Source organism: Marinifilum fragile, assembly GCF_963677365.1.
GTDB classification, from domain to species: Bacteria; Bacteroidota; Bacteroidia; order Bacteroidales; family Marinifilaceae; genus Marinifilum; species Marinifilum fragile.
Genome location: NZ_OY781962.1, coordinates 4,219,217 through 4,243,980 on the forward strand (window position 1 = coordinate 4,219,217; position 24,764 = coordinate 4,243,980).

17 protein-coding genes are annotated in these 24,764 nt (G+C 35.0%); 4 read left to right on the forward strand and 13 right to left on the reverse strand.

Annotated features, from left to right (window positions below; translation table 11 throughout):
* Position 1 precedes the first annotated feature (1 nt).
* The 6 genes from ACKPCA_RS16960 to ACKPCA_RS16985 all read right to left on the reverse strand — a co-directional run bounded on the left by ACKPCA_RS16960 (position 2) and on the right by ACKPCA_RS16985 (position 6,358).
* Positions 2-1,075 (reverse strand): endonuclease/exonuclease/phosphatase family protein, encoded by a 1,074-nt coding sequence (locus tag ACKPCA_RS16960; protein WP_321280135.1) that lies wholly within the window; start codon positions 1,073-1,075, stop codon positions 2-4.
* Positions 1,076-1,083: 8 nt separating this feature from the next.
* Positions 1,084-2,016: a rhomboid family intramembrane serine protease gene (locus ACKPCA_RS16965; RefSeq protein WP_321280136.1), complete on the reverse strand. Its 933-nt coding sequence runs from the start codon at positions 2,014-2,016 to the stop codon at positions 1,084-1,086.
* A 55-nt stretch (positions 2,017-2,071) separates the two neighbouring features.
* The gene (locus ACKPCA_RS16970; RefSeq protein WP_321280137.1) at positions 2,072-2,893 is read right to left on the reverse strand and encodes a rhomboid family intramembrane serine protease; all 822 of its coding nucleotides are present in this window, start codon (positions 2,891-2,893) and stop codon (positions 2,072-2,074) included.
* A 125-nt stretch (positions 2,894-3,018) separates the two neighbouring features.
* Positions 3,019-4,998 carry a DNA mismatch repair endonuclease MutL gene (mutL, locus tag ACKPCA_RS16975; RefSeq protein WP_321280138.1) on the reverse strand — a complete coding sequence of 660 codons (1,980 nt, stop codon included), beginning with the start codon at positions 4,996-4,998 and terminating at the stop codon, positions 3,019-3,021.
* Positions 4,999-5,019: 21 nt separating this feature from the next.
* Positions 5,020-5,370 (reverse strand): hypothetical protein, encoded by a 351-nt coding sequence (locus ACKPCA_RS16980; protein WP_054716604.1) that lies wholly within the window; start codon positions 5,368-5,370, stop codon positions 5,020-5,022.
* A 184-nt stretch (positions 5,371-5,554) separates the two neighbouring features.
* Complete coding sequence (locus ACKPCA_RS16985; protein WP_321280139.1) at positions 5,555-6,358, reverse strand: ion transporter; 804 nt, start codon at positions 6,356-6,358, stop codon at positions 5,555-5,557.
* 142 nt (positions 6,359-6,500) lie between these two features.
* Here ACKPCA_RS16985 and lpcA point away from each other — a divergent pair, with 142 nt between their 5' ends.
* From lpcA to ACKPCA_RS17005, 4 genes are all read left to right on the forward strand, one after another.
* On the forward strand, positions 6,501-7,076 hold the full coding sequence (lpcA, locus tag ACKPCA_RS16990) for a D-sedoheptulose 7-phosphate isomerase (protein WP_321280140.1): 576 nt from the start codon (positions 6,501-6,503) through the stop codon (positions 7,074-7,076).
* Positions 7,077-7,325: 249 nt separating this feature from the next.
* Entirely contained in the window at positions 7,326-8,864 is a 1,539-nt protein-coding gene (locus ACKPCA_RS16995) for a YifB family Mg chelatase-like AAA ATPase (protein ID WP_321280141.1), read from the forward strand.
* Positions 8,865-9,200: 336 nt separating this feature from the next.
* Positions 9,201-9,872, forward strand: a complete 672-nt coding sequence (locus tag ACKPCA_RS17000; RefSeq protein WP_054716614.1) for an inorganic pyrophosphatase — start codon at positions 9,201-9,203, stop codon at positions 9,870-9,872.
* A 341-nt stretch (positions 9,873-10,213) separates the two neighbouring features.
* Positions 10,214-10,732, forward strand: coding sequence for a GNAT family N-acetyltransferase (locus ACKPCA_RS17005; protein ID WP_321280142.1), 519 nt, complete (start codon positions 10,214-10,216; stop codon positions 10,730-10,732).
* A gap of 29 nt (positions 10,733-10,761) precedes the next feature.
* On the opposite strand, the gene ACKPCA_RS17010 is transcribed toward ACKPCA_RS17005, so the two are convergent.
* The 7 genes from ACKPCA_RS17010 to ACKPCA_RS17040 form a co-directional block, all read right to left on the reverse strand.
* Complete coding sequence (locus ACKPCA_RS17010; RefSeq protein WP_321280143.1) at positions 10,762-11,109, reverse strand: four helix bundle protein; 348 nt, start codon at positions 11,107-11,109, stop codon at positions 10,762-10,764.
* A 68-nt stretch (positions 11,110-11,177) separates the two neighbouring features.
* A complete protein-coding gene (locus tag ACKPCA_RS17015) occupies positions 11,178-13,586 on the reverse strand; it encodes an ABC transporter permease (RefSeq protein ID WP_321280144.1) in 2,409 nt (802 codons plus the stop codon).
* Between the two features lie 39 nt (positions 13,587-13,625).
* Positions 13,626-16,004: an ABC transporter permease gene (locus ACKPCA_RS17020; RefSeq protein ID WP_321280145.1), complete on the reverse strand. Its 2,379-nt coding sequence runs from the start codon at positions 16,002-16,004 to the stop codon at positions 13,626-13,628.
* Between the two features lie 21 nt (positions 16,005-16,025).
* Complete coding sequence (locus tag ACKPCA_RS17025; protein WP_321280146.1) at positions 16,026-17,501, reverse strand: DUF4933 domain-containing protein; 1,476 nt, start codon at positions 17,499-17,501, stop codon at positions 16,026-16,028.
* A gap of 82 nt (positions 17,502-17,583) precedes the next feature.
* A complete protein-coding gene (locus ACKPCA_RS17030) occupies positions 17,584-19,935 on the reverse strand; it encodes an ABC transporter permease (RefSeq protein WP_321280147.1) in 2,352 nt (783 codons plus the stop codon).
* 43 nt (positions 19,936-19,978) lie between these two features.
* On the reverse strand, positions 19,979-22,345 hold the full coding sequence (locus ACKPCA_RS17035) for an ABC transporter permease (RefSeq protein WP_321280148.1): 2,367 nt from the start codon (positions 22,343-22,345) through the stop codon (positions 19,979-19,981).
* Positions 22,346-22,363: 18 nt separating this feature from the next.
* Positions 22,364-24,751 carry an ABC transporter permease gene (locus tag ACKPCA_RS17040; protein ID WP_321280149.1) on the reverse strand — a complete coding sequence of 796 codons (2,388 nt, stop codon included), beginning with the start codon at positions 24,749-24,751 and terminating at the stop codon, positions 22,364-22,366.
* Positions 24,752-24,764 lie beyond the last annotated feature (13 nt).

Sequence of the window (24,764 nt, forward strand, 5' to 3'; positions counted from 1 at the left end):
TTTATTTTTCTACAATATTAAGCTCTGTAAGTATTGGAAAGTGATCAGAATACTTTTTTTTGATCCTCTTGTAGTTGTGACATACTGTTTTGTTATCATGCAGGACAAAATCAATTCTAAAGGAAGGAAAATCTCCAGAATAGGTTGTTCCAATTCCTAATCCTTTTTCCCTAAAACAATCGATTAATCCATCTTTGATCTTGTGGTAGGTATAAGATTGGGCCGTATCATTAAAATCACCACAAACAATTGTTGGATGAGGAGATTTAACTACATGTCCTCTGATGATTTCGGCTTGTTTGGCTCTGCGAATAAATGCATGTCGCAATCGGAATGAAATGTCTTTAATTTCGTTTAATTCCTCTTCGTCAGCCTTAAATTCTTTCTTGTTGATGAAAGCATAGTTTCTTCCTCCCAATCGGTTCGATTCCAGATGAAGATTGTATACTCTTACTATTTTTCCATTCTTTTTGATATCAGCATAAATGGCATTGCACCAATTGTCTTTTTCGAATTTAATTTCTCCTTTTTGTACAATTGGATACTTGGAAAATATGGCAACTCCATTGGTCTTTTTGCTCAAAAACAAATATTTACAAGCTGTGGCTTTTTTCAGATTATAAAGGCTTAGCAATCCATTTCGTGTATTGTGAAATTCCTGAAAGCAATAGACATCTGCTTTATTTTGCTTTAAAAGTTCCACCATTTTGTTTGGTGTTTTCTTGTCTTTACTCCACTCATATTTATCGAAAGCTCTTACATTATAGGTCATAAGTTTAATGGATGGAGCCTCACTTTTGTTCTTATTTGGTCTGTTGATTTGAACAAAATCTTGTAGGTGACCATATCCTATTAATATTACGATTAATGGAATTAAGAAACTCCATCGTCTTCTTAACATCCAGTACACCGAAAAAATCACATTTGCCAAAAGCAAATAAGGATATGCTAAGCCCCAAAAGGCTGGTAACCAAAATTCCTCAGGACTAATATGAGGTGCAATGTAAGAAATGAGTAATGAGCCTGAAAAAATCAGACTAAAGGCAACCAGAACTTTATGGAGGAAATTTTTCAATGTAGACTTTACTTTTGATTGCTTGATTTAAATAGAATTTCTTTCTCCTCTTTACTCAAGCTGTCGTATCCCGATTTGGCAATCTTGTCCAAGATTTGATTCAATTCTTCCTGATTTACTTTCTTTGACTTATTGTATTCTTCATCAGTCATGTTGCGAGTGTTTTTATAACTCACCTTCATTTTCTTTTTGCGCTTGAATAAACCAAAAAATGAGTCCATTATGGAGTTAAAACCACTTGAAATATCTTTGCCTTTTCGCAATTGTGAAATAAAAAGCCAACCATAAAAAGCTCCACCCAAATGGGCAATATGACCGCCTATATTCACACTTTCCGATAGGTAAAGCAAATCCATGACAATAAAGAACATTGCGATGAATTTTATTTTTACAGGTCCAATAAATATCAAGTGAACAATATGATTTGGCGCATAAACAACAACGGCAAAAACAACAGCCATAACCGATGCTGATGCACCTAAAGCATAGGCAATAAACTTAGCATCATGTAGTGCAGGGAAAATATTATAGGAGAAAAGATAAATGGCTGCTCCTGTCAATCCACCAATTAAATAAACGCTTAAAAGCTTTTTCTGATCGAGATAGGTTAAGAAAATTTTACCAAACCAGAAAAACCATAGCATATTCATTAGGATGTGCATGAATTCGGTATGCAAAAACATATAGGTGAATACCGACCATGGTTGTCTGATTAATGTTTCAGGATAAGCAGGAACCATCAATTGACGAACGACAATATCATCAATATTAGAGCCCGTTAGCATACTAACAATCTGTAAAAGTTTTATAACAAGAAATAAGCCCAGATTGATGTAAATCAACTTGGTAAGATTACTTCCTTGTTTGAAGGAACTTTTAATTCCTTCCCAAATGTTTTGATTGGAATAGCTCTGATATGGATTGTTAAAGTTCATGTTCATAATCAAGCATTATTATCGATATAAACTTCCTTACTAAATTTTTATTGTATGTAATTTAATAAAAACGGTTCGAATTCTTTTGCCAATACTTTATTAGAATAAAGCCGAATATCATACCTCCCAAATGGGCAAAATGAGCGACATTGTCGCCTACTTGATTTTGAACGCCGAGGAACAATTCTAAAACTCCGTAACCAATTACAAAATACTTAGCTTTAATAGGAATTGGGGGAAAAAGTAACATCAATTCAGTGTTTGGAAAGAGCATTCCAAAGGCCAAAAGAATTCCAAAAACCGCACCTGAAGCTCCAACTGTAGGAGTATTTATACTGCCTTCCAACATTCTATTTGCAAGAGCAATTGCTTGATTTGTAGTATTTGCATCGTTTGGATATTCTGCCCATTGATTGATGAAGTCATAAACCCAAGGTTTAACTGGACCAACATGTTCGCGAACAAATTGAGAAAGCAAATCCGGAGTTGGCGTATTAATAAAAGCATCCAAGGCATTTTTCATCGACATGTAATCGAACCAATTTACCAAAGTATGGATTAATGCCGCACCAATTCCAGTAACCATGTAATACAATAAAAATCTTTTTGGTCCCCACACACTTTCTAAAACACGGCCGAACATGAAAAGAGCGAACATGTTAAAAAATAAGTGACCAATTCCACCATGCATAAACATGTGAGTAATGAATTGGTGAGGTCTGAAGAATTCTGACTTGAAGAAATGCAATGCCAATAGGCGATCAATATCAAAACCAAATTTGCTTCCAATAACCATAGTTCCCAGAAGCATGATAACATTTATTATCAAAAGATTTTTAACCACCGGAGGTAAATTCAACAGTGGAGGTCTGTATTGTGTCATTCGATATGCTTTTAAAATTCATTTGAAGTCTAACAATAGTCAGACCATTTTAAAATTACAGGCTTCGGCCCATAATTGCAAGACAGTTTGTCAGGCTAAAAGCTTTGTTTGTAGAATTTATTCTATTATTTAAAGCGATTTTCCAATTCTTGAGTTTCCAAAACCGAAATTACAGGCTTTCCATCAGGTGTATAGTTGGGAAGATTGCAAGCAAAAAGCTGATCAATAATCGAACTCATCTCTTCGTTGGTAAGCGATTTTCCATAGTTTACTGCTGAAGCTTTTGCTAATGATTTTGCCAAATTCTCTCGCACTTTTAGTTTTACATCGAGCTGATTGGTTTTATAGTTTGCCAACAGATTTTCCAATAATTCTTTTGGGTCACAATTCTGAATATCAGCAGGAGTTCCATTGATCACGAAAGTTTTCTTCCCAAATTCTCTAATGTCAAAACCCAAAGCTTTTACATCTTCTAAAATCACTTGTAAAAGAGTATAATCAGAGGCGTTTAACTCAATGGTTTGTGGAAACAAAGTTTGTTGTGCAATTCCCTGCTGATTTTCCAAAGAACTCATGAATTTCTCAAACAAAATTCTCTCATGTGCCTTTCTCTGATCGATAATCATTAAACCAGATCTGATAGGTGTTAGAATATATTTGTTTTTCAGCTGGAAAAAGTTCTTAGACTTTTGAGGTTGATCTACAGCCTGAAGCTTAGGTTGTTGAGGCATTGGTTTTTCTGGAGCCTGGAAATAATCAGGAATATGTTCCCTGTCGATTACCGGCTGCTTTTCAACAACTTCTTTTTTAGGAGTTTGATTTTCGTACAATTTTTCCCAATCGCCTGGAACTTGCTTTTTAGGAGCTCTGCTCGCAGAAGGTTCGGGACTTTTGGCTTTGAATTCCTGGAAAAATGGATTTGACTCGATTGAACTTGCCGATTGTTCGAAAGGATTGTAACTCTTTTCGGAATCAAAAGGGTTGTAGTTCGATTCTGCTTCAAATGGGTTAAACTCAGGATTAACCTTAATCATTGGAGCTTCTACCTCGGTGCTTTCATCAGCAACAGGAATTTCTAGACTTGTATCTTCATCAAAATCGATAGAAGGAACAATATTGAATTTTCCCAATGCTTCACGAATTGAAGCTTGAATGATTTGATATATCGCTCTTTCATCCTCAAACTTAATTTCCGTTTTGGTAGGATGAATATTGATGTCGATAATTTTAGGATCAACCTCGAAAAAGATAAAATACGGAGGAATGGTTTCCGGAGGCAAAATTTTGTCGTATGCCTGTATAACAGCCTTGTAAAAATAAGGGTGTCGCATGAAACGATTGTTCACGAAAAAGAACTGTTCTCCAGTATTTTTCTTAGCATTTTTAGGTTTACCGATAAATCCGGTAAGGTTCACAATACTTGTATCGGTATTGATGCTTATTAATCGGGAATTCATACTTTTCCCAAAAACATTAATAATTCGTTGACGAATATGCGATGCAGGAAGATTGTAGATCTCACTTTCGTTGTGAATTAATGTAAATGCAATATCAGGATGAGATAAAACGATCCTGTGAAATTCTGTAATAATATTTCGAAGCTCGGTAGAATTTGCTTTCAGGAATTTACGACGAGCAGGAACATTAAAAAACAGGTTTTTTACGATAAAGTTACTGCCATCGCTACAAGCTGATGCTTCTTGCGAAACCAATTCAGAACCATCAATTACAATATGAGTACCTAGTTCGTCTTCGGTTCGTTTTGTTTTTAATTCAACATTGGCAATAGCCGCAATGGAAGCCAGAGCTTCTCCACGAAATCCCATGGTACGAATACCAAACAAATCATCAGCTTTGCGTATTTTCGAGGTTGCATGTCGTTCAAATGCCAATCGAGCATCCGTAACCGACATACCGCACCCATTATCAATAACCTGAATCAGAGTTTTACCTGCGTCTTTTAGATTTATTTTTATGGAACCAGCACCGGCATCTATCGCATTCTCAACAAGTTCTTTTACCACCGAAGCCGGTCTTTGTACTACCTCACCCGCTGCAATTTGGTTGGCAACGCTGTCAGGTAGTATCTGTATCAAATCTGACATATATAAGTTTGAAATTTGATGTTAGCGATTAGATTTTAAACTCTTCATAGCACCAATAATCTTTTCAATCAATTCATCCCAACCAAAAACATATACATAGGCTGCAACTGCAAGAATCACAAAGATGATGATTAATCGAAAATTTGATTTTTGTCTGGTACCTCTTGCATCGGAATATTTATGGCGCAACTCACTTTTCATTCTCCCTTTTATATTGGGAATATACTGTCCATTTTCATCCTTAATTCCAAGTTCCGACTTAATTCTTCTTTCACGCTCTTCTCTTTCCTCCTTGGCAGGATCCCAATAACGAGGCTGTAAATTAAATCTCTTATGTTGAGGTCTTTTAAAGAAACCGCTAGTAAATCCCATAATAAGTTGTTTTATACCTTGTTGCTAATAAGTGGTATAGGTGATTGTTATTCTTCTCCCAACAAAATAAGCATCCTTATTCTTGTCGTTAAATGAGACCTACAAATATACCTATAAAATCTGAATTTGCTTCGATAATTCACATGGATACATACGTTAAAAAATGCAAAAAGGCGTCTCTAAACTAATTCAGTTTTGAGCCACATTCACTGCAATATTTTGCATCATGGTTATGCCCTTCCGACAAACATTCAGGGCAAACCTGGGTCGAGGTTTTCTGTGTATTGTGCTTGGTTAATTCTGCAGTTACGATTCCTGTAGGAACAGCAATAATTGCGTAACCAATAATCATTACCATACTGGCCAATAACTGTCCCAGGGAAGTACTTGGCGAGATATCACCATAGCCAACTGTGGTTAATGTTACCACTGCCCAGTAGATGCCTCGGGGAATACTGGTAAAACCATGTTCGGCTCCCTCTACCAAATACATTACAGTACCAATGATAATGACTAGTGTTAATACACCAAATAGGAACACTGATATTTTATAGCGACTTTCTCTTAAAGCACGAATGATAACAGCACTTTCTTTCAAATATCGATTTAGCTTTAAAATTCTGAAAATCCGAAGTAGTCGAAGAGCTCTAATTACCATTAAACCTTGTGTGCCGGCAAAGAAGAGGGCCAAGTAACTTGGTAGTACCGCTAATAGATCAATAACTCCATAAAAGCTAAAAATATATTTTCGCGGATGTCTTACAATCCAGACTCTGAGAATGTACTCCAAACTAAAAATAGCCGTAATAACCCATTCTGTAATTTTTAAAAAATCATGATACTTGTTTTCTATGGAAGGAACGCTCTCCAGCATTACAAGCAGAATACTTAGCAGAATAATGATGAGTAATGCAAGATCAAAAAACTTTCCTGCTTTGGTATCGGCCTCAAAAATTATTTCGTAAAGTTTCTGTTTTATTGTTATCATGTATTGAACTATTGGATTTAATAGTAAACTTAGAAATAAAACTTGAAAAGTCCATTTAGAATTGATCGAACCGAGATTAATTTATAATCCATTATTCTTAATTATTCGTTGCGTTTCGTATTTTTGGTAAAAATTTAAAAACATGATCATAAACGATATAAAGCAAAGTTTTCTTGACGCTCAAGCCGTTTTAAATGAGTTTTTGGCAAACGAAGAGAACTTTAAAGCCATTGAAAAAGCAGGTGAAGCCATGGCTGAATCAATTAAAAATGGAGGAAAAGTAATTTCTTGTGGAAATGGTGGATCAATGTGCGATGCCATGCATTTTGCTGAAGAATTAACTGGTCGATTTCGAAATGATCGTCCGGGAATGGCGGCTGTTGCAATCTCCGATCCTAGCCATATTACCTGTGTTGGTAACGATTATGGTTTCGATTACATTTTTTCCAGATATGTTGAAGGTATGGGACAAAAAGGGGATGTTTTTCTTGGAATTAGCACATCAGGAAATTCCGCTAACGTGATTAATGCGATTAAATCTGCCAAAGAAAAAGGGATGACTGTAGTTGGATTAACAGGAAAAACAGGAGGCCAAATGGCAGAAATGTGTGATGTAGAAATTAGAGTTCCCTGGAAAGCATACTCTGATAGAGTGCAGGAAATTCACATCAAAGTAATCCATTGCATGATTCAGTACATTGAAGCCAAAATGAAGTAAGAGTAAAATCAAAAAATATTTAAAGCTGTAGCAGATTTCTGTTGCAGCTTTTTTATTTATACAGTTCATCGTCGAACGAGTAATTTTAGTTGGATAACTTAGTAGCGGAGACACCTATTTGACTTCTCAATTGTGAAAATATTCATTTTCAAGCCTATTTGTAGTATTGTAATTTGAATTATGTTTTGATGAGTTGTAGATTATTGTTATATTCATAAAGTCATTCTTTTTATATAATATTATCAAACTATGCTTGTTAAGACTTATGGAAGTGCCGTATACGGTATTCATGCCACCACAATTACCATTGAAGTAAATGTTTTTCCTGGCGTACGCTTTTCCCTTGTAGGATTGCCCGATAATGCAGTGAAGGAAAGTCAGCAGCGAATTGATTCTGCTTTGCGCGAAGTTGGTTACAAAATTCCAGGGAAAAAAATCATCATCAATATGGCTCCTGCCGATATTCGAAAAGAAGGATCGGCTTACGATTTACCCCTTGCCATTGGAATTTTAACGGCAACCGAGCAGATTGCTTGCGACAAGTTGGAAAAGTTTGTGATTATGGGTGAACTGTCGCTCGATGGTAGCTTGGTGCCCATAAAAGGTGTGCTTCCCATGGCCATTCAGGCAAGAGAGGAAGGATTCGAAGGCTTGATTCTCCCCAAAGCAAATGCTCGGGAAGCAGCCGTTGTGAACAAGTTGAAAATTTATGGAGCTGATAACATCAGCGAAGTGATTGGATTCTTAAAAGGAGATCTAGAAATTCAACCTACCCAGGTAGATACAAGAGCAGAGTTTTACGCCCACCTAAATAAGTTTCCTCACGATTTTGCAGATGTAAAAGGGCAGGAGAATGTGAAAAGAGCTTTGGAGATTGCTGCAGCCGGAGGTCACAACATCATCATGATTGGCCCACCGGGCGCAGGAAAAACCATGCTGGCAAAACGAATTCCAGGCATTCTGCCACCGCTTAGTTTGCAGGAAGCTTTGGAAACAACCAAGATACATTCCGTAGCAGGAACTTTAGAGAAGGACAGCTCCTTAATGACACAGCGTCCGTTTCGGGCTCCGCACCACACAATCTCGGATGTTGCGCTTGTCGGAGGTGGAACTTATCCGCAACCCGGAGAAATAAGTTTATCGCACAATGGCGTGTTGTTTTTAGATGAGTTGCCCGAATTTAAGCGAACCGTTTTGGAGGTAATGCGACAACCTTTGGAAGACAGAACCATTACCATATCCCGGGCCAAGTTCACGGTAGATTATCCAGCAAGTACCATGTTGATATCTTCCATGAATCCATGTCCTTGTGGATATTACAATCATCCGGAGAAAGATTGTTTGTGTGCACCTGGAATGGTACAAAAATACCTGAGTAAAATTAGTGGTCCGCTTTTGGACAGAATAGACATTCATATCGAAGTGGTTCCGGTTACTTTCGACAAGATATCGGATACTCAATTGTCAGAAAAAAGTGAAGTAATAAGAGCAAGGGTAGAGCAAGCCCGACAAATTCAGGAAGAACGATTTAAAGAAGAGGAAGGTATGCACTGCAATGCTCAAATGAGTTCCAAACTGTTGCGCAAATATTGCCAGCCCGATGAGGCAGGAAACCAACTGCTAAAAACCGCCATGGAAAAAGTAGGACTATCCGCCCGTGCCTACGACAGAATCCTGAAAGTTTCGAGAACCATAGCCGATTTGGCGGGCTCGGAAAATATAGAAAGCGACCATTTGGCCGAAGCCATTCAGTACCGAAGTTTGGACCGAGATGGTTGGGGAGGATGATGACAATTGGCAATTAACAATGATCAATTAGTAATGAATAATGAGGGTCTCACTTGTTGTGAGGCTCTCAATGTTTCGCATTAGAAAATTCGCTTAGCAAGCTCACGATGCTAAGCGAGGACATTTCTAAATACTTGGTTGCAGAAAATTTAAAAGATTCTGAAGTACTTTGACACAAATGGCAACCAACTTTTGACGGAAAACACTCAAATTTCATGATTTAACAGAAAAGAAAAAGACTTCTGGGTAGATTTTTACATGGTTTTACTACATTTGTTTATACCAAATGAATAAAGTTCGTTGTGCCAAAACGAAACTTACAAAGAAACACTTACTATGGGAAACAAATTAAATGATCCGATTGCAAGATTAATGGGCTTGCGATACAAGTCACATCCATGGCATGGATTGGATATCGGAGATAATGCACCAGAATCGGTAATGGCATTTATCGAGATGGTTCCAACAGATACAGTTAAATACGAGGTAGATAAGGTAAGCGGATATCTTAAAATTGATCGTCCGCAGAAGTACTCAAATGTAATTCCTGCCTTATACGGATTTTTACCACAAACCTATTGTGGTGATTCTGTTGGAGAATATTGTAGCGAACAGTCGGGCAAACCAAATATAAAAGGTGATGCTGATCCATTGGATATTTGTATTCTTACTGAAAAGTCGATTTCTCACGGTGATATAATCGCAGAGGTTCGTCCGATTGGTGGATTTAGAATGATTGATGGCAACGAGGCGGATGATAAAATTATCGCAGTTTTGATTAACGATGCCACTTACGGCCAGTTTACTGATATCAAGTGCATGCCTGATGTAATTGTTGACCGTTTGAAACATTACTTCTTAACCTATAAGGATATGCCAGGATTGGATCGTCAGGCTGAGATTACACATACTTATGGTGTTGAAGAAGCACATGAGGTAATTAGTAGATCGATGAACGATTACAAAACCAGATTCGAGAATTTGGAGGATATTTTGAAACACGTTTAAGCAATTAATAATGAGTAATTATTAATTAATAATATTGAAGCGATGGTTCGTAAGAGCTGTCGCTTTTTTATTTTTAAACGCTTATTTTATAGGATGCTTATTTTCCGGTAGCTTTGTGAATTCGCAGATCATACACTGCATCTTTGTGTTCAGTTTCCCTTGTGTTGTATTATAATAAGATATTCTTTAGGAATATCACTTTGAGTCCTTTGTGAAAAACCTTGGAGTTCTTGGTGGTAAACCTGTCGGTGTTTCTAAATTAGAATCATTATAGAGAAAAACTTGCACAACTCGCAGAATTGTACGAGATTAAATATTCAATCAAATTTTAAAATAAAAAAATGAATATTATACTTGAAACCGACCGACTTTACCTACGCGAAATACTTCCTGAAGATGATGAAAAAATGTTTGAAATGGATTCCGATCCTGAGGTTTATAAGTTCTTGGGAAGAAAACCTATTAGAGACATCAACCAAAGTAGAAAGATGATTGAAAATATCATTTGCCAATACAAAGAAAATGGTATTGGTCGCTGGGCAATTATCGATAAGAAAACGCACGACTTTATGGGTTGGACAGGTTTTAAACTCGAAAAAGAAGAGTTGAACGGATACAGCAATTATTACGATTTGCGATTTCGTTTGCTGCGTAAATATTGGGGCAAAGGCTATATCTCCGAAGCAAGCAGGGCAGCCATTGAATATGCTTTCGAAAAGCTGGATATCAAAGAAATCTGCAGCATGACTTTGGTAAGCAACAAAAAATCACAAAAAGTACTTGATAAGCTAGGATTGAAATTGGTAGATAAATTCATGTATCAAGGCGAAGAGATTACCTGGTACAAAAGAACAAGGTAATGTGAAATTAATAATGAGTAATAATTGCTTCAATTTTCAGAGCTTTCAATGATTTTGTAAAGAATCTTTAAAAGCTCTTTGTTTTCTTGATACAGTGAGTTGAATAATTTTTCTTCAATGATTTCGGTATCCTTTAAAAGTCTCAACCAGTAATCTGTTTCGCGAGATTCTTTATAGGCAATTGACATTTTTGCTCGAAACTCCTTTTTCGAAATACCTCCAACAGCTTCTTCTACATTTGCTCCAATGGATGTTCCACTGCGTAGAATTTGCTTTGATAAAACAAATTCTTTTTTCTCTTGCGATAAAAACTGATACAATTTGACAATTCTAATTGCAAATGCATATGATTTTTCAAGAATGATATTATCCTTCATAGATCAATGGATTGATGCAATTAAATTTTATTATCCATTACACATTATTAATTAATAATTGAGCTTCACTATTCATAGCGAAGCGATTCCACCGGATTTCTCTTTGCTGCTCTCCACGATTGCCATGATACTGTTAGTAAGGCAATTCCCACCGTAATGATTCCTGCTAAAACAAAGATCCACCAGCTAATATTTGTTTTGTAAGCAAAGTTATTCAGCCATTTGTTCAAGATATAATAGGTAATGGGGCAGGCAATAACAAAAGCAAATGCAACCCATTTTATAAACTCACCATTCAACATACTTAAGATTTCTTTTGTCTTAGCTCCGTTAACTTTGCGTATCCCTATTTCTTTAATTCGCTTGTTAATGATTAAAATGGTTAAGCCAAATAGTCCTAAAGATGATATGATAATGGCTATAATGGCCGAGTAGGTTATAATTAAACTCCATCTTTCTTCGTTTTGATATCTTGCGTTTAACTGTTCATTCCAGAATTTGTAATCCAGTTCCTTGTTAGGAGCAACTTTATCCCAAGTGTTTTTTATAAACTGAATGGTCTCAGCCTTCTTATCTGTTTTGTATTTTAGGAAAGCAAATTTACTTCTCTTGCCAAAATCGGCTCTTAAAATTAACGCAAGAGGTTTAATTGTCTCTTTGGTGGAATCGAAATGAAAATCGTTAATGACTCCTATAATTCTACGTTGTTGTCCATCTATAGAGATGGTTTCATTTACGATTTCACCTTCCGGATTGATGAAAGACGCTAGTTTTTGATTAACTATCACCGATTCAAAATTCGGAAGTTCAGGTTTAAAGTTTTCCCCTTGTATAATTTTAAGATTTAATGTTGAGATATAATTGTGATCCACATATAACAATCGAGCTTCAACATTTTCATCATTAGAATTTTGAACATATCCCATTGATCTGCCACTCACATAATTTCGATCTGAAAAAGAATGAGAAGTTATTCCAGGATAAGCAGATATGTAATCACTTAAGGTTCGCTTTTCTTTTTCACTCAAATGATATACTCTAAGGTTAATTACATTATTAGAAGAAAATCCCAATTTTTTGTTTTTCATGAACTGTGTTTGTTTTATTATTCCAATGCTTAATGCAATAAGAATAATGGATAAAGTGTATTGCAGCATGACAAAAGATTGAAATGGGCCAATTTTTTTGTTTTGAGTATCCCCTTTGGAGATTATTTGTTGTTTATATTTTTTCTGTAGTTTAACTACTTGAATTAGACTAGTGATTAAAGTAATTAGAAGAATTGTTGTTACTAAAAACAAAAGGAAACCAGGTATGTTAATAAGTTCAAGATAGACCTCGTTTTTAGTTAATATTTTCATTACAGGCAATAACTCATAAGTTAAAAGTAAACCCAGTACAAATGCGATAAGAGTAAGTATAATATTCTCGAAAAAGAATTGAGCAAATATATGCTTTGGCTTAGCTCCCAAAGTCATTCTAATGCTAATTTTGCTCACATTTCTTAAGGTTTGCCCCAAAGTGAGCATTATGAAATTACTACAGGCAACAAATAGTATAAAGAAGCCTACAACAGATAAAATGTACAAACTATTTTTATTGTTGGTTTTTTCGTAATCATTCTTCTTATCGTTTAAGTATATTTTTTTTAGAGGTAATGAAAAAGGAACAAAGCAATCACTGGTTTCAGCAAGGTATTTTTTTGATTGATATAGTTTGATCGCTTCTTGATAAAAATCTACCACTGTTTTGCTTACCAATTCTTCAGCTATTTTGGCATTTTCGGTTCTGTCTATTTTATAAAATACTGATGATTTCCCGAAGAAAGTATTTGACCATGGAAGTTTATCGTTGGCATATTTATAAGGTATCAAACCACTAAACTGAATACTCGAATTTTTTGGAGGATCCTCCATGATTCCTGAAATAACAAACGACTGATTTTCAATTTTTGGAAATTGAACCTGTAATCCAATTAATGAATCAATACGGCACGAATGAATAGCTTGAAATTTATTTGCCAGGCTTTGGGTGATCACAATCTCATTCGGATTTTGGAACAATCGATCACGATTTCCCAGAAGTAATTTGAATGTAAAAATCTTAAAAAAATCTGGTTCGGTAAGGTAAATATTTTCTTCTAAATTGTGATTTTGAAATATGATAGTAGGTCCGTGTGACCCTCTAAATGCGGTGCACTTATCTACTTGAGGAATTTTCTCTTTTATAATTTTTGATAATTGGTAATCGAGTAGTGCATCATCTTCTTTAATTCCATTTTCAAAGGTAAGCGTATAGTTAAGTTTGAAAATTTTATTTCCCTCTACATGAAAATTATTGTAATGAAATTCTTGCGTTAAATACAAGTATATTAGGAGAAGACAGGTAGATGCAACAGTAAAACCTACTATCGAAATAATAGAATTTAATTTGTTCTTTAGAATATTTCGAAATGCATAATGTATGTTACTTTTCATATTTGAGGGATTTTTTAAATGATTAATAGTGAGTTTCCGTTACTCATATCTCAAACTTTCCACGGGATTTCTCTTCGCTGCTCTCCAAGATTGCCACGTAACGGTTAGTATTGCAATGCCAATGGCAATGATTCCTGATAATGCAAAAATCCACCAGTTTAATTCTGTTTTGTAGGCGAAATTCTGAAGCCAGATGTTCATCACATACCAGGCAATCGGACATGCCAAAATAAAAGCAATGATTACCCACTTTAGGAATTTGAAATTAAGCATCTGAATGATTTCGTAGGTTTTGGCCCCATTGGCTTTTCTGATTCCAATTTCCTTGGTTTTTTGTCGCACTACAAAGCCAACAATACCAAGCATACCAAGTATGCTAATGATAATGCTAAGAATAGTGAATGCTTTGGTGGTGTTTTTCAAATGGTTCTCATTGCGGTATTCAGCTTCCAATAAATCATCGAAAAATTGAAAAGAAAATTCTCTTCCTTCACGATGCTTTTTGTAAGTGTCGCGAATAAAGGCAATACTTTCTTTACGCTTGTGATTGGAAACCCTGATGTTCATTGTCATGATGTTTTCAGGAGAATTCATTAGCACCAAAGGTTCAATTTTGTGGTGCAATGATTTGAAATGAAAATCCTTAACTACACCAACAATTTCGTTGTTTCCAATTCGTTGACCAATTGGATTGTCAAAGCCCAATAGTTTTTCGGCACTTTCATTTATGACTACAGGAAATGAAAAAGTGTGATCATCTGATTTTTTCTTTATCTCCTCCCAATAAGCAGAATAGTTCATATTTAAGAACTCACCTTTTGTGAGTTTCAGTTCGTAATTTTTTGCAAATTCATCGTCAACATGAAGAATAACTGCCTGAATACTATCTTTTACTCCTTTGTTGTCGATAACAAAACTGGAGCGAAAACCTCCATACATTGGAGCATAAGTACTTGCGGATGCTGAGAGTATGTTAGGATTTTGCAAGAGTTCATTTTTGAAGGAATTGCTATCGTACCATAAGCCTGTAGGAACAACCAGCATGTTGCTATGGTTGATTCCCAAATCTTTGGTAGTAATGAAGTGAAATTGCTTCATAAACACTCCTGAAACAGAAATGGAAAAAATAGCAATTGCAAATTGGATTACAATAAGCAAGTTCATCAAGCCAATATTTCCACCGTTGTAGTTTTTAGCTTTTAAAATCTGAACAGGATTCAATTTCGAAAGGTAAATGGAAGGATACAAACCTGCAGCTATGGCTGTAAATACAATTAGCATGCACAAGTAAGTAAGCAGCTGTATCGACAGATTGATTTGCAATTGCTGTCCTGTTAGTTGGTTGAATTTTGGCAGCATTACAAATGCCAAGCCAATGGCGAAAAATGCAGCCACAAAGGTCTGCAGGAAAGAATTCATCATGAACTGTAACAGCAAGCTGTGTCGTTTTGCACCATTTACTTTTTGAATCCCAATTTCTTTGGCTTGTTCAGAATAACTTACCGTAGAAAGAATGGTAAAGTTTAAAATCACCATGATAAGGATTAGCAAAGCCAGGCCCGAAAAAATCACGACATATTTATAATTGCTGATATTATTATCAAGCATATTTGTTCTGTAATCAGAATGAAGATGAATTTCGGATATAGGCTGAAACAATAGCTTGTCTGTTTTATTGGAGTATCTGCTAACATGATTGCTGATTCGATTCAAAAACAAATTGTCGATTTCAGCATTGGCTGAAAGTTTGATATAGGTTCTAATCCAATAGGAATCTTTCCATGAATTTGTTGTATGATACATACTTAGATTGTCTTCAGACAATAAGTATCCAAAATCGATATGCGTATTTCTTGGAATTTTTAAAACTGCACTAACCGTGTAAATGTTTTCACTGTATTTGTCACTTACTATTTTTTTGCCCAAAGCCGAAGAGTTGCCAAAAAGTTTGCGTGCAACCTCTTCGGAAAGTACAATGTTTGATTTATGTTTGAATGCATTTTCGGCATTCCCTTCCAGAAATTTAAAGCCATTAAAGATTTTAAAGAAATCTGTATTGGTGTAGAATTTTCTCGCTTCAATCTTTTTTCCATTCTCGAACTGCAATGGGGAATCTTCTGATGATCCATATAAATATGTGGCAGCCTCAATTTGTGGATAATCCTTTTTAATGGTCTCTGCAATTGGTTGGTATGAAGCGGCCGATTTAATAATATCCTCGCCTTGTTTCGATAGTGTTAAAACCCGATAAATTCTGTTGTAATCAGAATGAAATTTCTCAAAAGTGCTTTGATCGTAAACCCATAAATAAATTAGCAATGAAGCTAAAATTCCTATGGTAAAACCTGTGAAGTTAATAATGCTTAAAACAGGTTTTTTTAGAATTAATCGGAGTATGATTTTGAAGCTATATTTCATGTAGATGGTTGTTAATCGAACTTATTTAACCAGCATTAGCACTTGGTCGGTATCTGAGCAGTTTTTTGCCAGCTGTATCAGCTTTTCTTTGTTGGCAGCAGGAGCTGTTGAATTTTTAAATTCATCAGAAGCAACTTTCTCCTTGATATCCTTTCCAAGTAATGAAACCATTATATTTCCCTCTCTATTTATCATGTAGGAACTAGGCCAAACAGAAAATCCACCATCAATGTCATTTTCGAGTATGGGGTTGTCGTAATTGTAAGGATCTGATTTTACAAAGTGTAATTGTTTATTTTTCTTGGAGTAAAGTGCATAAAGCAGTTTAATGCTCTTTCTTTTAATTGCGTTCGGACAATAATTATCATCCATGATTAGGCCAATAAAAATATAATTGTTACCGTCTGCCCATTGGTTTGGTACAATTTTTCCTTTAAGATCAAACTTAGGATGGCTGGCATCCTGTTTGCTAACTTTATGCTGCCCCAGCTTGATAACATATACAGGTTTTAGAATGTTGGGAGGAATTACTTTAAAAATGGTATCGTTATAATCTGATCTGAAATAATAATTCCCAGCTTTTTCATATTGAGTTCCATAATCAAAACCTCGAATAAGACGTGGTTTAAAATTTACCAAACGCTCAAATTTGGTAAATTCAGCTAAAGTGTCTCCTTGGGTATTGAAAATTTCCAACATGTTGCCCTTTCTGCTTCTTCTTGAAAAATAAGTGTTACGGTCAGGACTGAAAACACCTATTTGCTCGTAATTATATTGAGGAGTGAATGAAGACATACCGTTTGGATAAGGAGCCTTGAATGGTTTGTTTTGTCCTCTGTTTAAGTCAACCAAAACTTTACCAGCACCTGAAACAGCTAATGGATTTTCAGGGTTGAACTGATACTGCGCATTGATTAAATCTTTGGAGCAATCTACCTCCATAATATAGTTTTGACCAGTATTTGTATTTTTGTAGTTGTAATACAATTGATCTCCTCTTGACCAAACATTAGGACTTCCACCTATATTGGAAAATTCGGAATAATAAATTAGAACCTGATTTTGATCCTCTTTGTACTTTACTCCGCTTAGTTGGTTTTTTATGATGGTATTTTTAAACTCCCCTTTTTTTGTAAACAGATGTATGCCATAAAGATTAGAGGCTACGATATTTTTATCTGTCATGTAGTATTTGTAATTGATTTTATTTACGATACTAGAGTCTGGCAGATTTTGCATTTTAATGTATTCAATACTTTGGGCTACATCAGATAGTTTGAACTCTTTAATGCTATCCAATCGATTTTCAATATCAATTACTATTGGTGGTTGAGATGTATCTGTTTTTCTAATGGATTCGAAGCGAAAACCTTTCGGCAACTTTGCCAAAGAGTCGGCTAATTCTTGCTCTTTTTTTAGACGCAGTTCTTCTTTTTGAGCTAAGATTTCTTCTTCACTTAAAATTTTTTGAGCCAAATCTTTTTCATTCAGCTTCATGCTTTTGTTTTTACACGAAAAACAAATAACTAACAAAATTGATAGTAAGAGGTTAAGTTTCATAATATATAATCGTTTGGTTTTATTCATATCGTAAACTTTCCACAGGATTTCTCTTTGCTGCTCTCCACGACTGCCATGAAACGGTAAGCAGGGCAATACCCATGGCAATGATTCCTGCTAAGACAAAAATCCACCAGCTAAGGTTTATTTTGTAAGCGAAATTCTTAAGCCAACTGTCCATGCAATACCAAGCTATCGGACTTGCAATTGCAAATGAGAGGGCCACCCACTTTAAAAAATCTCGATTCAGCATTCGAATGATTTCATAGGTCTTGGCTCCATTGGTTTTTCTTATACCAATCTCTTTTGTGCGCTGCTCTGCTGAGAAAATCGAGAGACCTAGTATTCCAAAACAAGAAATGGCTATTGCCAACAAAGCAAATAGAGAAATTGTATTGGCCAATCGCTCTTCTTTTTTGTACATTTTGTTGTATCTATCATTATAGAAATCTAAGGAAACAGGATAGTATGGCAGAATTTTATCCCAACTTGTTTTCAAATAGTCAATGGTTTCGCCAATGTTATTTGATGAGATTCGTAAAGAAACCGCATTGGGTGCTTCATCATTTAGAATCATTGCCATCGGCTCTATTTTTTTATGTAATGACGAATAGTTAAAATCATCGAAAACACCAATTATTTTGTAGCCTTGCACATCATCATAGTTCGCATATCTCTTGTCTATGATATTATCCATCCTAAAATAATCGTAAAAGGTTTGATTTACTAAACAAGCTTTTCCCAATTCGCTTGGTAATGCATTTCTTCCCTTTACGAGCTTCACTTTAAAAGTTGAAATGAAAGAGGTATCAATTTCAATAGTTGGAATATAGGTGTCCTGATCCCAATAATTTTCGCCAACTCCCATCCATAGAGTTACATCTCCTGGGTTCCCTTTACTTAAGCTTACATTCTTTATATTGGGATTGCTTTTAATTTCATCAACAAAGCTTCTTAATAGTTGAATATCTTTTGGGCTTTGCATTGGCGAATGCATTCGTATTAAATGTTCAGGTTCAAATCCAAGGTTTTTGTGCTTTACAAAGTACATCTGTTTTTCTACAACAATTACACAGGCTATCAGTGCAATTGATACGGTAAATTGGAAAATGATAAGTGTATTCCTGGAGTAGGATTTACTCGACCTTTGTGTATCTTGAATAGCCTTCACAGGACTAGCCTTTGCCAGAATTAATGCTGGAACCAAACCACTTAAAATACCAATAAACAAGATGCTACCAAACAAGGCAATAAGCAGATAAGGTTGGATGAAAGCATTCATGTCGAATGGGATATTAAACACTTTGGAGTAAACAGGAGAAAGTATCCAAACCAGGCTCAGGGCTATTAAAAAGGCAAATATTGAAATAAGAAGTGATTCCATGATAAACTGTCCCCACAAATGTTGACCCCTTGCACCATAACTTTTTCTGATCCCACTTATTCTGTTTTTCTTTTTTTGCTGAGCCAGTGTAAGGTTAATATAGTTTACTACTGCCAATATGAGAATGATAACAGCAATAGAACTCAGTATTTGCAAAAGTTTATAATTTCCTCTTTTATTCACACTTCCTTTGGTATTATCGAAAAGATAAATGTCTTTTAGGGGCAATAGATCTGCCTCTTGAACGTAAGGTTTTAGCAGAGCTGTTTTTTTTGCAAGCTTGTCTTTAAATGCAGGAATATCACATTGTTCTTTAAGTAATAAGTAAATTCTGAATGGATATCGGTGAGTACTTTTGTCATCGTATTGAGTACAGGAAAATGAAAACCGAAACTCATCTTTTTGAGCATTTACAATGAACTTGGCTTTTATGCTTGATTCTTCAGGAAAATCTTTGAATACACCACTCACGGTTAGATTTGTATTTCTTTGGTATACAATTTCTTTTCCAATAGGATTGGTGTTTCCGAAAAGGATTTTGGCTGTAGTCTCAGAAAGTAGAACCGAGTTAAGGTCAGTAAAGGGATTTTCATTGTTCCCTATTACCAAAGGAATATCGAATACCTCAAAAATATCTTTATCTGTGGATAAAAGTTGATCCATATAGTAAGATTCCTTTCCTACGCTAAGCATAGGTTGGAAAGATGTACAATGAATAATGCATGCTTTCTCTATCTCAGGAAAGTTCTCCAACAGAATATCCTTTGTGCGATAATCAATACTACTTGATTTGTATTTTGAATCAATCAGTCTATAAATCCTATCTGCATTTTCGTGATGTCGATCATACGAATACTCATGTATAATATACAGGCCAATTGCCAAACAAACCGAGATCGCAAAAGAAAATCCCAAAACGTTTATAGAGCTAAACTTTTTATTTGCCCAAAGACTTTTTGCTGCTGATTTGATATAGTATGTGATCATGATAATTTATAATTACTAGATGTTCATTTTTAACTAAGTATAATTATTCGTACCTCAATGATTCCACAGGATTTTTTCTGGCTGCTCTCCACGACTGCCATGAAACGGTAAGCAGGGCAATTCCCATGGCAATGATCCCTGCCAGAACAAAAATCCACCAGCTAAGCTCTGTTTTATAGGCAAAGTTTTGCAGCCATTGGTTCATGGCAAACCACGAAATGGGACAAGCTATTATAAAGGCGAATAGAACCCATTTAATAAAACTGAAGTTTATCATCCTGATTATTTCATGGGTTTTGGCTCCATTGGCTTTGCGAATTCCAATTTCTTTTCGTTTAAAAGAAATAGAGTTGAGTACCATTCCTAATAATCCCATAATGGATAAAGCAATGGCAAGTATTGAGAAAGCACTTATTATTGTTACTTGTTGTTCTTCTTTCTTATAAAAATTATCAATTTGATCCTGTAAAGTGTAGATGTTAATGATTTTAGATGGTTCGATTTCTTTAAAAAAAGAACTTAACTTTTTTTGTACTTGTTGCAGACTGGTTTTATTGGTTTTAACTGCTAACAGATATAGCTTTTGGGGATCTTGTTGCAGAATTACCATCGGTCGGATTTTAGCATGAAAGGAGTGAGCATTAAAATCCTTAACAATTCCTCTCACCATAAATCCATTGAATAGGGATCCTACTTTGATGTTATATTCTTTTGCAGCGGTTTCATTAAAAATCATTTCTCTTCGACTTTCATGAAAATTACCCAAGCCTTTCCCTTCTTTTATTTCGATATCCAGAAGATCCAACATACCAGTCCCCATAATTAATCCATCGAATCGAATGATATCATTTTCGTACTGTAGTTTTACAGGCAGAAAATCCTTGAAAGGAGGAATGAAAGAAGATCCGGCAACTTTTAGTACTCCAGGGATTTTTTTCACTTCATTTTCAATCATATGGAATTTACTGCTCAATTCATCGGAGTTGAGTTCACAAATGATTACATTATCGGTGTTGATGTTATTTGATCCTGATTGAGCAAAATTCAATTGTTTTTTAATTGCTAAAATTCCAACAACTAGGATTATAAATATGCTGAAATGGACAATGAGAAATGAGTTGCTCCATTGCTTTTTGCCTATGCGTTTAATTAGTTTTCCTTTGATCAATTCAACCGACGAAATTTTAGAAATGCGATACCCCAATAATACTCCGGCAATACTTCCTGTAATAACCAGTACTGCTACAAGAGAAATGTAGCTTTGCCATATTGAAAGTACCTCAACGTTAATATTTCGATTTAAAGTTTGGTTGATAAACGGTATACCAAACATCATAACGACAGAGGCAGGAATTAAACTAAATATTGCCAGAAGGTTCGATTCAAACAATATTTGTTTAAAAATATTATTTTTTGATGCCCCCATGGCTTTCTGCACACCGAGATCTTTTAATCGCAATTCAATTTTTGCCTTGGTAAGGAAAATATAATTTACAATTGCAATGGTTAAAATCAATATTGAAATAACCAAAAAATAGATTAGTTCACTAGGATTCCCTGTGCGCGTATAAAAATTTCCATCCAGATTGTTTGAGTATAGATATATATCAGAAATGGCCTGTAACTTATAATCTAGTTCCTTCTTTTTGTCGTGGCTGGTTCTGTTCTTATAAACCTGCAATTTTTGTTCAATATCCTTTGGATTAATGCCGTCACTTAAGCTGATATAGGTATGTAAATCAAAATGATTCCAGTCCTTAAAATTATTATCATCCGAAGTGTAATGTCCAAGTTGTTTTCTGCTTTTGTTCAGTAATTTATTTAACAAGTCGATGTGGCCAATAAAATTTGGTTGCAGGCTTGAATAAGTAGACATTTTACGATATACCCCACATACATTTAAATCATAAAACTCCTTGTCAAATTTAATTTTTAATGTCTGGTTAATAGGATTTTCCTTGCCAAAGTACTTTGTAGCAATCGATGAGGAAATACAAATTTCATCCTTCGATAAGGATGCCTTCCCTTTTAGAATTTGAATTCCTAAAAACTTATAAATGCTGCTATCTGCACAAGCCAAACTCTTCTCTTCAAAAAGTTTATTTTGATTGTCTTTCAATTGAAATTGATTGAGCTGATGAATTCTAAAGAAACTCTTTATTGCAGGGATTTCCTCTTCAATGGTATTTCCTAATTCATATGTTGTTCTGCAGTCGTTGCCACGAAGAATTCTATAAATATTTTCTTTATGCGGAATAGATCGATCAAAAGAGTTTTCGTGTATGAATAGTAAAAGCAATAAAAAAACACAACCCAGACCTATACCTAAGCCTAGAATGCTTATTAAGGATTGTATTTTATTTTTTAGAATACTACGAACCGAAATTTTAAGAAGTATTGGTAATTTCATTTAAGGATATATTTTTGTTTATTCGTATCTCAAGCTCTCTACCGGATTTCTCCTCGCTGCCCTCCAGGATTGCCAAGAAACAGTTATCAAGGCAATACCCATCACCATGACTCCCGACAAGGCAAATACCCACCAACTCATTTCGGTTCTATAGGCAAAGTTTTCAAGCCATTTATTCATGGCATAGCATGCAATAGGAAATGCCAAAACAAAGGCAATAGTTACCCACTTTAGGAAATCCTTGTTTAGCATTCTGATGATTTCATAAGTTTTAGCTCCATTGGTTTTTCTAATCCCTATTTCTTTGGTACGCTGTTCCGATGTAAAATAGGAAAGGGCACTAATGCCAATAATTCCAATTACAACAGCAAGAATTGAAAAGCTCAGTAAGATTTTTCGAAGGATATTTTCCGATTTGTATTGCTGTGTAATTTTATCATTCATAAAAAAATACTCCATCTTCTGATCTGGATAATGCTTATCCCACTCCGATTGGATGTAATCCATAGCCGGCCTGATATCTCCAGAAGCAATTTTTATATGAGTAAATCTGGCATTACTTGGAGATTCATTTATATAAAAAATGTAATCCCCAATTTGTTGATGTGCTGAATTGTAGTTGAAATCGTCAACTACCCCGATGATATCTACTCTTCTTTGATCTGCTTCCAATGGCTGTCCCGATCGAAAAGAATTTAGATTTTCGATATTGTTGTGTTTCTCCATTAGTCTATCATACAGATGCTTATTTATGACAAACCCTTCAATGGTATCTTTAGATCTGTTGATATAATCATGAAGGAGAGGAATATTCATGGTTTGCAAGAAATCCAGATTTGAGAATGACACCTCAGCTGTTCCTTCAATTCCAAATCCTTCAAGAGCAAATGTCTGTGTTGGATATCCAAAATATTGTCTTGTAAAACCAACAAATTCTATTTGGGAGTTCTTTCTCAATTCGTTGGCAAAAACATTTGGGTCTTTTCTAAAATCCTTTTGCCGGAGAACAACAACATTCTCTTGGGTAAAGCCCAATGGTTTATCCAAAATGAAGTTAATCTGTTTGTTTACAAAAATTGTGGAGGATATTAGAACCATTACAATTAAGATCTGAAAGATCATTAATGGTTGCAAAAGCTTCTTTCCTGTTAACGGAAGTAGCCCTTTTATGATTTCACTAATTGAATTTCTTTTCAGAATAAAGAATCGTACAAACAATATCGATAGTGTTCCACTGCAAAATAGAATGATGAATATGGCCCAATAAATGATTGGTTCGTTGTAAAAAATATCAAACTGAATTTCGTAATACTGGCTGATAATAGTTTTTATCAACTCTATTGCAAATAAGGAAATAAAAATAGCAACTGAACTAAGTAGCAATACTTCAATTAGTATTTGGTACAACAAATGCTTTTTATGAGCTCCAATGGAGGATTTCAAACCAAACTCTTTTGCTCTTTTGAAAAGATTGACCGTGATTAAGCTGATGAAATTAACCAGTGATACAAACAAAATCACAAAAGCAACAATTGTGAACAAGTAGATGTTTATTTTGGTATTGCTTTCTTTAAGTTCGAACCTATGATTCGATTTTAAATGAATATCCGTAAGTTTCTCTAATTGGAACTTGTAATCCTTTGGCCCTCTGGTTTGCCTGAAACTACTCTTGTTAAAATCATTCAATATTTTATCGGCGATAAAGTTTGGAGAGGTTCCTTTTTTAAGCTTGAGATAATTGTATACCCATTGTATTTTTCTTGTGCTTAAAACCTTAAAACGTTCTTCCAGGTTTCCTTTTTGAGAGAGAAGTATCTCGCAATTGAGGTGTGTTTTTATTGGTGTGTTTTTGAATATTCCTGCAATTTCAAATTTTCCTGAACCATCTCTAGCTCGCAAACTTTCGGTTTCAATGGTTTGACCAATTGGGTTCTCATTCTTATAATATTTTTTTGCAAATCTTTCTGATACAAATGCGACATCGGGATTTGATATTTCAGATAAATCTCCAACTATACTTTCAATACCAAACATGCGAATAAAATTGGTATCTACTGATAGAACATCATTTTGTGAAATGGTATTTTGGTCGTGTATTGTAATGTTTTCAAGTTTAGCATGTGAAAATTGGCATGCATTTTCAACTTCAGGAAAGTTTAAGGAGGTTTCCTTAATAAATCCTAAACTTCTGGCCCAAGAATCATCGATGTGTGATGGAGTTGAGATCACTCTGTAAATCTCCTGATAATCATTGATGTGCTTGTCGTAGCTTTTTTCATTTTGAACATGAACAAACAGCACAAAAAATGATGCAAGCCCTACACTTAGTCCCAATATGTTTGTCACAGAAAAGGCCTTGCTATGAAGAAGACGTAATACCGATAATTTTAAATGATACCAAAGCATACTGCTAATTTTT